The following is a 13,657-nucleotide window of genomic DNA, read 5'->3' as shown; positions in this document are numbered from 1 at the left end:
CTATACTTTTATTGCGGACTAATTTCCCTTCCCTGACGAGAATCATATCGTCCTTCATGAGATCACTGACAAAGGTCAGTCCGCCCTGCCCTTCCGGAATAAACTCCCGAGATCATAGCTCACGCCAAGGGTCAGGTTTCTCGGTTCACCGGGAGTATAGCTATATCCGTAATTGCTTTTGCTGGCAGTGTAGGCATAATAACTGTCGCCGGCATTCATCACATTCATCCAGACCTCCATTGCTTTCCACGAATAGCCCGCCCGGAAATGGAACACATCATACCCGCTGAATTTCACGGTATTAACTGGATCCAGGAAGTACCTGCCGATCTTTTGCCATTCTATGCCTACCCTCAGGCCATTTATGTAAGCCGGGCGGTACCAGGCTTCGGCATTGTGCATCCAGCGCGGCGCACCGTTCATTTCCTTTCCGTCATAGGCAACCCCCTTTTCTTCAAATGTTTCGAACCGGTGTTTGCTCAGTGCTCCGCTGAAACGGAAACTCAGGCTCTTCAGTGGATTAGCAGTAACACCGAGTTCAACGCCCTGGTGCAGGGTTTCACCGGCATTCCGGTTCTGGTAACTTCCGTCGTCCATCATCATGGAAACAATTTCATCAGATCCCCTCATCCTGTACAGGCTGACATCAGCGGATAATTTACCCCTGATCAATTCTGCCCATCCGCCAACCTCATAGTTCCGGAATACGGAAGGCACAAGGTCAGGCACCTTTACCCCCTTGTACATCTCGGTGACCTGCGGTGGCACAAATCCCTCGCTGTAATTGGTATAGATGCCGGTGCGCTGCGAAAAATTCCAGATGAAGCCAACCTTCGGACTTACCCGGCTAAAATTGTTCCGGGAATCGGGCGCACCACTATAGGCGGAGGGCGGAAGAAAATTGTTGAACCGGTAATTAAAGCGATCATAGCGGAGCGAAGCGACCAGCCGGAGCTCTTCAAAAGGACTGGTTTCAACATGCATGAAGGCCGCATAGTTATTGACGTCGCTGTTGTAGTGGGTCAACATGCTGTCACTTGCTGCATACCCGGTGTACTTTCCTGAAACACTGTCCCTGTTGATGCCAATGTATCCGGCAGTATAGGCAGAAGGACTGAAATCGGCGCTGACTCCGCCGATCAGAGCTGTCTGGTGCCAGTTCAATTTCTGTTTATGCTGCAGGATCATTGCATAACTATTGAACGATGCTTCGTTGATCTCGCCATGCGCGAGATCCTTTTGCCCCTTCCACTCGCCGCTTGAAGTACGCCGGTAGTCATCCTTTACGGCATAAGCCGGGTTCTGCCCGATACTATTGTTTCGATACACGATAGCAGCAGTTGATTTGCTATGATCATTCCAGGTATGGTTCAGGGTTGACCGCAACCGCTGTGCATTAACCTTCCGGTAGGTAAAGGTATGTTTGCTGTTAAAGGATTTATTTCCGTACATAGCGCTGTCGATGCCGCCGGTCATATCGCTGTAATAATCAAGGTAGGTGTAACTGTTCGACAATGTTGTTCTGCTGCTGAAATTGTAATCAACCCTTGCAGTTACTGCACCCTTATGAAAGTCGGTATACTCCATAAAACTGTTCCGCTTGTCGGCATAATACCCATTAAATGCAAATCCCCATTTGCCGGAGGTGGAGCCGGTTTGAAGATCGGTGCGCTTATAGCCAATGCTGTTGCCCTGAACCGAAATTTTTGCAACAGGTATTACAGGCGGCGCTGCGGTAATAAAGTTCACCACGCCACCAATTGCCTCACTTCCATAAAGCGATGACGATGGGCCTTTGATCACTTCTATGCTTTTGACAGATGCCATGTTCATTTCCAACAATGCGTTGTGATTGAAAAGTCCCACTGTACGAATGGGAATGCCGTCCTCCAGGTAAAGGAAAAGACTTTTGGTGGTCATCGGCTGCCGGATACTCATGCTGTGTTGTTCATTACCCAGGTTTACCATATATACACCGCTTACTTTATTCAGCACCTGGTCAACAGTAACGGGTTTGGTCTCCTGGATCATCCGGGATGACACAGTACTCACTGCAACCGGAGCAAGCGAACGTTTAACCCCTTCCCTGTTGGCGGTCACCACTACCGACTGCAACGCATTGTTCTCCTGTTGCAACTGTATCACGGTAACCGGTGACCCGGCAGCATTTCCTGCGTCAAATACAAGGGCCTGGTAACCGATACTGGAAACCCTGAAAGACTTACAACAGCTGCCCATATGCTTCAGCTCAAATTCACCCAGCGCAGTGGTTGCACAACCACACGCGCACCCGGCAGTGCATTGAACGGTTGCTCCTGTTACAGGTTCCTTGGTGGAGGAATCGATGATCTTTCCTTTAAGGGAGGTTTGGGCGGAGAGTCGGACTGCAGCGAAGAGTGTCAACAGGGTGACGGCTGCGATCCTGAATATGTTGAACATAAAAGATATTTTCTAACGGATAGTCAAATGTAATCCGCGGTGGTCGCGCGTTGCAGTGCAGTGGTCAGTGCACGGGATGATCTTCATCATAACTATTGCTGACTATCTGCCGTTTCTTTGTTCTCCTCATGAAAAGCGATTTACAAAGGCGACAGCAGCATAAGTGGATCCGGCTTTCCCTGTCCAACTTTCTCGTATTGTCGCTCGCGGGTCTACTGCTACGGGCATTTCCGTTACTGCACTTTCCCTGGTCATACACCAACCTGCTTCACGCACATTCACATTTTGCCTTTGGCGGATGGGTACTTCCGGCATTGATCTTTCTCACACTGAAATATTTTCCCGAGATAACAACCCAGATCGACAGCAGGCACTGGAGAAATATCCTTGTACTGATCATGATCTCTGCTTACGGCATGCTGGTCAGCTTCTTTCTGCAGGGATATGGACCCGTCAGCATTATACTGTCTGCGCTATCCCTTGTTGCTTCCTTCTATTTCGGAATAATGATCCTGAGGCAGTCGAGAAAAGCATATACCCTACCGATCCGGTTTTTAAAGGCTGGTATTATTTTCTGTTTCATTTCTTCATTGGGCCCACTAGCCCTGGGCCCCATAAGTGCCCTGGGAAAATCCGGAACGCCACTGTACCACAATGCCATCTATTTCTACCTGCATTTTCAATACAATGGCTTTTTCACCTTTGTTGTTCTCGCTGCTTTGTATAAACTATTGGAAAAGTCCGGTGACCTGAAATATGGAAAGTATGTATACCTGCTAATGACTGCCGCCTGCATTCCGGCCTATTCGCTTTCCGTGCTGTGGAATTCTCCTTCGCTTGCTTTCAACATTATCGGCGGAGCAGCTGCACTGCTTCAATTAACTGCAGCAGGATTTGTTGTAATGGATTTGAATCGCCTGCGATGGGAAACACTTTCCGGCAACTGGCTACTTACTACATCCATTGCGGCTTTCGTACTGAAAAATATACTGCAGGTGTGCAGCGCGTTTCCCGTGATTGCCCGGATCGCAGCACTGAACAGGAATTATATCATCGGTTACCTGCACCTGGTATTGCTGGGCTTTATCAGCACTTTTATCGTGTCCGCAATGTCTGACAGTATTTCGCAACGGTCACCTCGTGGCGCCGTCCGGCTGCTCCCCGCAACTGTTATCTTCCTTTCAGGCTTTATAACAACAGAATTAATGCTGGTTTTGCAGCCATCACCTGACCCGGCAATAATGCTGGGAGTCTCGGCGCTCATTCCTGTGAGTATAATATTAATGCGGATAGCGGCTGGTGTTAAAGATCCTTTTTCCGGAATACCAGCAGGGCAGTCCAGAGCGGAACGGCAGTCCACAACACCATCATAGCAGAGGTGAACAACACACCGGCATTGCTGCCGAAAAACTCCTTGTAGAGTGCGCCGGTATATCCCATCAGTGCGCTTACATCCAGTTTCAGCATAATGGAGATCCGGCCAAGATCCACCGGGTTGAGTGCAGCCAGCAGCAGGGTGAATTTTTCCATCGGGTAATCACTGAGCGAGAAAAGAATCAGCAATACCAGTCCGTCGTAGATCAGGGAAAAATAAAACCACAACAACAACACCGAGCCGATTCCCCTCGCCTTGTCCCTCGCTTTTACGGAAGCTAAAAAAGCAATCGAAGTGAATACCAGTGTCAGTCCGCATCCGGTCAGCACCAGGGTGGCACCAACTGCATCAGGAACATAGATTAAAACCGGAATACCAATACCGATAAGGAATGCGGTGATCATGGAAATGGCTACGCCGGCGTATTCACTCAGCAGGATGCGTGTGCGGCTGAGCGGCTGTGACAACATGAGTTCAATGAACTCGTAAGAATTATAATAATGAATAGTAGTAAAGATCATGCTGATCAAAGGCACTACGATCAACACAATATTGAGCAGGCTAAGAATTGCCTTGCTCGGATTATCCTCAAGGTTGAATAAGCTCAGTGATACCAGCAGCAGGAATACAGCGTAGGCAAGCACTACCCTGCTGCGGATTATATCGTACAGTACGTACCGGGTTAACTTTAACATGGCGGGGAGTTTAAGGGTGTTCTTTGCCGGCCTTCATCGCCAGTACTTCATCGATCCACAAGGCATTCTTCTTATCCGTCCGCATGATGCCGGCAATAGCCTTCACCAGGCGATCCTCACCGGTTTCCCTGCGGAGGGTATTAATATCTTTCAGGAAGATCATTTTCCCTTCCTGCAGGTACATGATATGGGTGGTGAGTTCATCCAGGTCACTCAGAATATGAGAAGTGATCAGGATCAGTTTGTTCTTTTTCTTTTCCTGGAGGATCTTTTCTTTAAGGATCTCAGACGACAACGGATCTAGTCCCGCTGTTGGTTCATCCAGGATCAGGATGTCGGGGTTAAAATAGAAAGCCAGAGCGGCACTCACTTTCTGGCGGGTTCCGCCGCTCAGCGTGCGCATGGGTTTGTCAAAAATGGATACGAGGTTGAAGCGGACAAGCAGGTCGGTATCCAGTTCCGCATCGGGCATCGTGCGGATATTCTTCATCATGCTGAACAGGTGACCCACTTTCATATTGTCGGGATATCTGCCGATCTGCGGCATATAGCCAATTTTGCTCCGGTAGCCGGGATCACCATCAATCGGTTTGGCATTCACATAGATGTGGCCGCTGTCGGCGCGCACCATCCCGAGTATGGTTTTGATCAGTGTTGTTTTGCCAGACCCGTTGGGCCCGATCAGCGAGATCACCTGACCGCTGCTGAATACAGCACTGATATCATCCAGCGCCTGCAGCTTTTTGAATTTCTTCCTGAGACTTTCTACCCTGATCATAATCTGTTCGGCTTTATGACTGGTTTATCGTCAATAAGATTTTCGGGGGTAAGGCTGGGTATTGCCTTTTCTGCCTTATCCAGCAGCGACACCATAAAGCTCCGCAACAGGATAAGCGTAGTGGGATTGTTTTCGATGATCATGCCGTACATACTCACAGGATGAAAAGGCACATCGCCCACACCATCGCGGTCCAGGTCATATCCTTCATAGCGGTCCCAGTAATTGCTGTAGAACCGGTTCAGCATCATTGTGCCATTGGTGGAAATATCAAAACTGTTCCCGAAAAAATTATTGAATCCGAAATCATTTTCATCGCAGCTGGCCTGCACTTTTACGGCCCATCCGTTGTTCCGGAAGTTGTTCTTTTCAATCAGCAACCGGCTGCTCCCTTCCATGAATATACCCACTGTGTTTTTCAGAAAGGTATTGCGGATGATGGTGCCCTCTTTGATCTCCTTCAGTAATATACCATAGGCTGCAGCACCCCAGTTTTCTTCAAAATGATTGTTCACCATCGTCACTTTTTTGGAAAACATGACGGCCACGCCGGCACCGTTATTGCGGAATACATTCGCTTCATAATGATCATCGTTGGAAAACATGAAATGCAGACCATACCGGATATTCCGCTCACTCCGGTTCTGTACAATAACAGAGAAGGTGACAAACTCAAAATAAATGCCATCCCGGTGCCCTTCAATGGAATTGTTTTCCACCAGCATCTGGCTGCACTTCCAAAGGTGAATGCCATTCCCCGAGGAATGTTCGGACTTGTTGTTCCCCCGGATGGTATTACCGCGGATAACACTTAAGGTGGAGTTGGCAAAATGAATGGCAAAGGAAGAATTCTCTATGGTATTGTTTTCGATCCGTACGCCGGTTGCGTCAATTACCTTAATGGCTGCAAAGTCATTCATGGAAGAATAACCAGCATTTCTAAAGGTTATCCCTTTCACCACTATACCATGCCCAGACAGGGTAAGCAGTTCATTTTTCAGTTCGCCATCCAGTACCGGGCTTCCGATGCCAAGCAGATGAAGCGACCTGGATATAATGATATTCCCTTCGTTATAAACACCCGGATAGAGCAGTATGGTATCACCACTTTTCGCCAAACTGACGGCCTGCCGCAAGGTGCCGCCCCTCCTGTCTTTCCCTACTTCAATGGTGTTGGCTGACAGCATCACCACGATACATAAATTCAATATGGTCAGCAGCATTCTCATTTGACGAGAATATTGTAAAGGGTAGCCCAGTTGGTGGTTTTACTTCCTTCGATTTCACCGGATTTCTTTTTTGCGGCATCAGTGCCGGCAAAAGCCGCTGCGTTTCCGCCCATAGGACTTTTCAACTCAGTACTGACTACAAACTCCACTGATTTCACGCTCACAAACTCACCCGGTTGATCATACAATACAAACAGGGTCTGATGGATGTCGCCCAACTCAATACGGCGTTGCTCCAGGAAGGCTGCAATACAATGCGTATCGTCGAATTTGTACACCTTCCCTTTTTTGGTAATGATTTCTGCCCCGAATTTCGGATCGACGATAGTCATTTTACATTCCGAGCAGCTGTCTTTTCCGTAGGCAATCTTCTCCGGTTTCGGTGTGCAGGCACCCAGGAAAACGACCAGGAAAAGTAAAACAACTGCTGATGCTTTGGAAGTCTGAAGTTTCATGAAGTTGATTTTTTTCTCACGGCGCCATTCCAGGAACCATATCACAAAGAGCATTGCCGTTACGGCAACGATGATCCAGGCCCCTGTATCCGGATAGGAATAAGCATCAAAATTGAGGAGCTTTTTGTGGCCGATGAGCGGTGGCTGGTATGACAGTCCGGGTACGCGGATAGCAGCACTGCTGTCGAGGTTATGGCCATAGTCATATCCCCACATATAAAAATCAACCAGTGCAGCTATCCCACCAACTACGGAAAGAACCAGGTAAGCAAAAAGCAACCTGGTCTTTCCGGTGATGGATACCAAAAGAACAAACAGAATGAAAAAACCTAAAATGTAAACCAGGTAGGTAAACTCGGGGAACATCTCAACCGTAATGTGCTTCATGCCGATATAGTGGTTGAGCCCGTTGATAATATCTACCTGGCCGGTAATCTTGTTTAACCAGATCTGCATCGACAAACCTTCAGGGTACTGCGGCGCAATCAGGTAAATTGACCAGACCGGAACAAAGTATACAGCGATCAGGACAAGTGCCCCGACAGCGATCAGTACCCTGGAGATGTTGCTCATTTTGATGAAGATTTGTCAGCGCCTTCAGTTGGTGTTACAGCAGGTTTATTGGTGCCGGTGCTGAAAGTCAGCGGAGTGTTGCTCACTGTCGGCGAAACCCTCAGGTAGCCCTGCATCTCCTGGTGCAGTGCAGAACAGAAATCGGTACAGTAGAAGGGAAAGATCCCTACCCTGTCGGCCTTCCACTGGAGGGTCTGGGTCTCCCCGGGCATGATCAGGATCTCGGCGTTATTGGCGCCTTTGATCGCAAAGCCATGCGGTACGTCCCAGTCCTGCTCAAGGTTTGTAACATGGAAATAAACGTTATCACCAAGCTTTACGCCTTCGATATTGTCAGGTGTCAGGTGCGAGCGGATGGCAGTCATCCATACATGCACTTCGTTCCCTTTTCTTTCCACTTTTGCCTGGCCTTCACCTTTGGCTGCGTAGGGGTGCGCGTTCTCTTCAATCTTGAAGATCTTCACCTGCTTGTCTTTGATCAGCGCTGCAGGGATCGCTTCCGCATAGTGTGGCTCGCCTGTTGTGGGGAAATCGAGGATCAGCTTCATCTTTTCGCCACTGATATCATACAGCTGTGCACTCTGGGTAAGTTCAGGCCCGGTTGGCAGGTACCTGTCTTTAGTGATCTTGTTATACGCGATCATGTACTTTCCATGCGGCTTGGCAGTTGGCCCGCCGGGAATGGAAAGGTGACCGATGGAATAATAGGTCGGTACGCGATCCAGCACCTGGAGGTTATCAAGGCTCCACTTTACAATTTCGGATGATACAAACATAGAGGTATAGGCATTACCCTTTCCGTCGAATTCGGTGTGCAGTGGTCCGAGACCCGGTTTTTGTACCTCACCTTTCAAGGCAGCTTCATATTTGATCACGGGAATACCGCTGTAGTCACCATCAAATGCTTTGTCTGCGATCGCTTTCTGAATCTTGTCGAAAGAGAAAACCGGGATGCTTGCCGCGAGTTTACCCGATGCCACTATATATTCACCGGTAGGATCCACATCGGTTCCGTGGGGCGATTTGGGACAGGGGATGAAATACAACATATCGGGACAATCTGCCGGATCAAGTTCCAGTACTTCTGTGATCATTTCCGAAGTGGCAGAATGGTTAGCATCGCTATAGACGTTGTGTGCGTATTTTACAGCCTGTTTTTTGCCCTTGCCTGCCTTTACATACTCTTCCGCTTTTTTCCAGTTAAGCGCCAGAACAAAGTCCTTGTCTTTAGCAGAGGCATTTACTTCCAGCAGGGTATTCGCCTGTTCGGAATTGTAGCAGCTGAAGAAGAACCAGCCGTTGGATTTTCCTTTTCCGGCGCGGGACAAATCGAAATTGACACCCGGAGTCCTGATCTGGAAGGCAATACTCATCTTGCCGGAGCCAGGATCTACAGCCACAAAACTGATAGACCCTTTGAAATTCTGCTTGTAAGTATTGATGGGAACATCGCCGTTCTGGTCATCAAGCGGTACACTGAAGCGGGTTGCAGCAACCACATATTCCGAATTCTCAGTAATAAAAGGTGAAGCGTGGTTACCGGCGCTGTTCGGAATCTCCAGGATCTCGGCAGTGCGAAAAGTGTTCAGATCGATGCGGGCGAGGCGTGGTGTATTGTTTCCGTTCGCAAATGCCCAGCGACCATCATGTTCCCCTTTGGTTTGAGAGAGCGCAATGTGGTGAAGGTCATCCCAGGGAACAAATCCATGCGATGTATTTAACATGGGCTTGGTCTCTTCACTGAAACCATATCCGCTTTCGGCAGATTGGGAAAAAACAGGAACAATGCGGAACAACCGGCCTGATGGAATTCCATAGATGCCGATCTGGCCATTGAATCCTCCGGAAACAACGTTATAGAATTCATCGTATTTGCCGGGGGCTACAAAAGATTTGGACGCGTCACCGGTGGCTGCGGCGGTGGTGTTGGTGTTGGGCTTACATCCCTGGAGAGCGCCCAGGGCAATACCCAGCACTCCGACAGAAAAGAAAGCTCTGTTCAGGTAGCGTGACATAATATATATGATTAGAGGGTTATTTTTCGCCGTCGTTCTGGCGCATATATTCCAGGATATGCCGGGCATCATCCTGGCTGATATTCTGATTAGGCATACGCACAAGACACTGCTCCAGGAGTTTCTGGGCTTCAGGGTCTTTTTCCAGCATCATGTCAACATTAGTGATCATATTGATGATCCATTCAGGTTGACGCCTTTTGGTAACGCCAGCCCAGCCCGGACCAACCAGTCTTTCATCTGTTAATTTGTGGCAAGCCATGCATTTCATATCATAGATGCCTTTTCCGGAAGCAACCCATTCAGCGTTCAGCGGATGGTCAAGTTTGATGTCCCCGGCTTTTACTTCAGTGCCGTGCACTTCAGCCTGGGCTTCCGGCTGTGCCGGCTGTTCGGTTGATGCAGCGGTTTTGTCTTCGGACTTTGGTTCTGATCCGCCGCAGGCATAAACGAAAATGGTACCGGCGATTGCCATTGCAGCGAAGGTAAATTTGCACCTCATGATTGGAAGTTTTGATTTAAATAAAAGTATTTGAATGCCTTTTATCTGGAACAAATGTATTCTTAAGCTGAGCGCACGATTCTGATCTTCATCAATCAGGGCAATGATACTGGTCATTACACTGGCAATTTATTATGACCTGTGCAATGTAGTCAGGCACGTATAAGGGAATGCGGAGTAGTGATTAATTTACAAATATTTCAGGTGTTCTCAGATTAATGTTCAAACTCCTTTATGAACTTTAATCGGAAAATAATAAGGGAACGATTGATTATCGTTCCCTTACAAAATCAGATTTCACTGTATTTAACTGTTACAACAGGGCAATCAGATTTTCAGTTCTTCGCGGTCTTCTTATCCCCACCAGGCGGATAGCTTTCCATTATTTTGGCAACGGCAGCTTTGATCGCTGCATCAGGGTCCTTGGAAGGCTTATCAATCTCCTTGTTACCTGTTCCCTGCCATACCAGTGTTTTAGAAGCGGCGTCAATCAGGTCAATGATTAATGAACCATCCTTGTACTCATAAGTATTATAGGTAGTAGTGCCATTAAAGCCCGGTCCCCATCCGTATGGACGATAGTAGCCACCATAGCCGTAGTAGTTGGAATTTGCCGTCACCTGGGTTTTCTCCTTTACGATTGCCGTAGCATTCACCCATAGATCAGGATTTTCCTTGTTTTCTGTAAAGCCCATTGTCAACAGCTGGCTCTTGATCGCATTGATGATACGTTCCTGGTTCAGCTGGCTCAGGCCCGGTCCATGATCTGACAGCTGGTAAAATGCAAATGTCTTGTACTTGGAAAAATCTACTGACCGGTTGTAGTCTGTTGTTACTTTAACCTGTGACGTACAGGAGAACAGTGCTACTATTGCCACCATAACCAGGAGTGAAAGGGAATATGTTTTCATGTTATTGATGCTTGATTATGCAAACAATAATATTGCGTTCCCGCGGCTCTGGGATAAAAGAATGGCGTTTTACGGTAAAACGACATTGCGGTCAGTCATCTTCCTCATCTTCCCCGGCCACCGTCTTCACAAAAGAACTCCGGCGCGGCGCCGGCATAACGCGGTGTTCGCCCTTCACCGCCTTCCAGATGATCTGGCTGAATAAGAGATCGGGAACGCGGTCCTCCTTGCTGAAATCGAGGGTTTCACTCAGCCTGGCAGTAGCATTGTCCACCCCATTTTTATCATCCAGGGAGATATTTGCCGGCAGGGCCGTAAATCCGGCCAGGTCAGGAGATGCCATAAAACTCCGCCACATCGGCGTTGCTGCAGCATCGTACTGGCTCATGGGTGGCAGGCCAAGGATCAGTTCAATGGTACGCAGCATAGAGGATGTGGAATACATCGTATGGTCGGCAAACTTCCGCCTTACAAAGGGCCCTGCAACATAGGCCGTGGTACGGTGTGCATCCACATGATCGGGGCCGTTTTGTGCGTCATCTTCCACGATGAACACTACCGATTCTTTCCAGATCGGGCTTTTTGAAAGATATTCCACAAACATGCCCACTGCCAGGTCATTGTCCGCCACATGCGCAAATGGCGTCGGGCGGCCGCGCCGCATCCCTTCTGTATGATCATTGCCGAACCGCATCGTATTCAGGGCTGGTACCGCATTCACAGTGACCAGTGAATCGAATTCCCGCTTCCATTGTCCGAAACGGGTGGTATCACGAACAGCCAGGTTATAGTCAGTATAATAGGGACAAAAATGGTTTTCCAGTACGGGAATATTGGCTTTCCCATCATCTGCGAATTCGCCGTAAGTGCGATAGCTTACGCCGGCCCGCTGGCAATAATCCCAGATGAATCCCTTTTTCGGATTGGCAGTTTCACGCTTGCCTTCCCCCGGATAATCGCCGCCCCGTCCGCCATAGCTGCTGGGCCAGTTCTTCTCCAGGAAATCAGTTGCGTGCGCAGAAGTACTCCAGTTATGACCGTCTGCACTAACTTCACCATCGGCATAAAAATTATCCAGCAATACAAACTCTTCCGCCAGTTTATGCTGGTTGGGCGTGATATGGCGGCCAAACAGCAGGATACTCGTATCGCCGTTACCGCCTGGCAGATCACTTAGCACCTGGTCATAGGTGCGATTCTCCTTGATGATGTAAAACACGTATTTGATGGGCGATGGCTCGCCAACTTTTCCCGGAACAGGGTTACCCGCTTCCACTGCTGCAGTCAGTTCTCCTTCCTTCGAATAAGGGGTGTTGGTATAAACGGCCCTGGAATACACTTCCAGCGACGCTTCATCCGGCGTGCCAATAATAGAAAGCGTTCCTTTCATCAGTCCACCGATATATTCCACCTTTTTGGTAGCCGAAGAATCACCCTGGTGTCGTGGCGCAATAGCGCCAGGTTTCGTCGGGTTGGGTCCATCGGGATTCGGGAAAGAGGAAAACCCTTTCCCGTTGGTTACAAAGATCTTTTTTCCGACTACTTTGATATTGGTGGGATACCATCCCGTCGGAATAAATCCTTTGGATCGGGTGGCATCCGCCTTGCTCACGTCAAACAGTGCAAGGCAGTTGTTGTCGGCATTCGCCACATAGAGCGTTTTCTCATCGGCCGAGAGGGCCAGCCCGTTGGAGGTGGTTCCCGCCGGTGCATCCGGGAAAAGGGCAGCATTCAGCACTTCCGTTACCTTCCGGTTTTTGATGTCAATCACCGATACACTGTTGTCATTGGCATTGGCCACGAACAGCCGGTTGCCCTTTGCCGTGAGCAGGAGCTCATTGGGATTGTCACCTACTGGTATCGCAGCCGATACAGTGAGGGTCCGGGTATCAACCACCAGCACCTTATCTCCACCCCAAACAGAGATATACAATTCTTTTTTGTCGCGGCTCAGCAGGCAGGCATAGCCCTCCTTTCCGAGGTCTAGCTTTTTCGTTATGCTTTTGCTGCCGAGGTCGATCACATAAAGCGCATTATCTTCTTTGGTGACGACATAGAGCCGTTTTGCCTTGTCATCTATATCCAGTCCCGCAGGCGAAATCCTGACCGGCCATGGCTTGCCCAGTACGATCGAATCGGCAGGCAGCAATTTGCCATCGCGCACATTGAAGATGAGGACCCGGTTGTCATTGCCCCCGGAAGCGTAAAGCGTCTTTTCATCTGCACTGAATTTCAGTCCATACCACGATTTGGGCACTACCACATTATCGAGAATCTTTTCTGCGCGGGCATCGATCAGCTGGATGCTTTGCACGCTTTGACCGTTGTTGGTAACTGCGAGGAGTTTCTTCGAGGAGGAAAGTGCCATATTAAGCGGCAGATCACCCAGCGGCAGGGCGGTTCCCGCGGGTGAAAGGTGCCAGCCATTGGGCAGCCGAACGCGGTTGTTGCTGAGGGCGGTTTCCAGTGGCCTGGTGTCACCGGCAACGGATTGGGCACCGGCTTCAAGGGCAGGGGCAAAAAGGGTAACGATTCCAGCCAGGGCACCGATCAGTGCGGATAAACCGATTTTTTTCATCTTTAAAATTACACCGATGCCGTGAAGCACAAGCGGTTTATAATTCCTTAATACCGGTTTTCATCTTTCGGAGAATAATTACATTTGTAGCCCCTCCTGCCCTGAAC

At 49.0% G+C, this 13,657-nt stretch carries 10 protein-coding genes; 1 reads left to right on the top strand and 9 read right to left on the bottom strand.

What is annotated here, in order from left to right:
- Positions 1-75 precede the first annotated feature (75 nt).
- Entirely contained in the window at positions 76-2,439 is a 2,364-nt protein-coding gene (locus tag FPE01S_RS08715; RefSeq protein ID WP_046368329.1) for a TonB-dependent receptor, read from the bottom strand.
- 128 nt (positions 2,440-2,567) lie between these two features.
- Here FPE01S_RS08715 and FPE01S_RS08710 point away from each other — a divergent pair, with 128 nt between their 5' ends.
- Positions 2,568-3,812, top strand: coding sequence for a hypothetical protein (locus tag FPE01S_RS08710; protein ID WP_046368328.1), 1,245 nt, complete (start codon positions 2,568-2,570; stop codon positions 3,810-3,812).
- On the opposite strand, the gene FPE01S_RS08705 is transcribed toward FPE01S_RS08710, so the two are convergent.
- The 8 genes from FPE01S_RS08705 to FPE01S_RS08670 all read right to left on the bottom strand — a co-directional run bounded on the left by FPE01S_RS08705 (position 3,742) and on the right by FPE01S_RS08670 (position 13,550).
- Positions 3,742-4,509: an ABC transporter permease subunit gene (locus FPE01S_RS08705; RefSeq protein ID WP_046368327.1), complete on the bottom strand. Its 768-nt coding sequence runs from the start codon at positions 4,507-4,509 to the stop codon at positions 3,742-3,744. The genes FPE01S_RS08710 and FPE01S_RS08705 overlap by 71 nt on opposite strands.
- 10 nt (positions 4,510-4,519) lie before the next feature.
- Entirely contained in the window at positions 4,520-5,287 is a 768-nt protein-coding gene (locus FPE01S_RS08700) for an ABC transporter ATP-binding protein (RefSeq protein WP_046368326.1), read from the bottom strand.
- The gene (nosD, locus tag FPE01S_RS08695; protein WP_046368325.1) at positions 5,284-6,516 is read right to left on the bottom strand and encodes a nitrous oxide reductase family maturation protein NosD; all 1,233 of its coding nucleotides are present in this window, start codon (positions 6,514-6,516) and stop codon (positions 5,284-5,286) included. The genes FPE01S_RS08700 and nosD overlap by 4 nt, the downstream gene beginning before the upstream one ends.
- Complete coding sequence (locus FPE01S_RS25865; RefSeq protein WP_046368324.1) at positions 6,513-7,544, bottom strand: nitrous oxide reductase accessory protein NosL; 1,032 nt, start codon at positions 7,542-7,544, stop codon at positions 6,513-6,515. The genes nosD and FPE01S_RS25865 overlap by 4 nt, the downstream gene beginning before the upstream one ends.
- On the bottom strand, positions 7,541-9,559 hold the full coding sequence (nosZ, locus tag FPE01S_RS08685) for a Sec-dependent nitrous-oxide reductase (RefSeq protein ID WP_046368323.1): 2,019 nt from the start codon (positions 9,557-9,559) through the stop codon (positions 7,541-7,543). Before nosZ ends, FPE01S_RS25865 begins: the two co-directional genes overlap by 4 nt.
- A gap of 19 nt (positions 9,560-9,578) precedes the next feature.
- Positions 9,579-10,061: a c-type cytochrome gene (locus tag FPE01S_RS08680; RefSeq protein ID WP_046368813.1), complete on the bottom strand. Its 483-nt coding sequence runs from the start codon at positions 10,059-10,061 to the stop codon at positions 9,579-9,581.
- Positions 10,062-10,396: 335 nt separating this feature from the next.
- Positions 10,397-10,972, bottom strand: coding sequence for a DUF4136 domain-containing protein (locus FPE01S_RS08675; protein WP_046368322.1), 576 nt, complete (start codon positions 10,970-10,972; stop codon positions 10,397-10,399).
- A 91-nt stretch (positions 10,973-11,063) separates the two neighbouring features.
- Complete coding sequence (locus tag FPE01S_RS08670; RefSeq protein WP_046368321.1) at positions 11,064-13,550, bottom strand: bifunctional YncE family protein/alkaline phosphatase family protein; 2,487 nt, start codon at positions 13,548-13,550, stop codon at positions 11,064-11,066.
- Between the last annotated feature and the right edge of the window lie 107 nt (positions 13,551-13,657).

The sequence above is a fragment of the Flavihumibacter petaseus NBRC 106054 genome (assembly GCF_000974785.1).
In the GTDB taxonomy this organism is placed as follows: domain Bacteria; phylum Bacteroidota; class Bacteroidia; order Chitinophagales; family Chitinophagaceae; genus Flavihumibacter; species Flavihumibacter petaseus.
The sequence above is the reverse complement of the archived record's forward strand: the minus strand, read 5'-3'. Positions and strand labels throughout refer to the sequence as shown.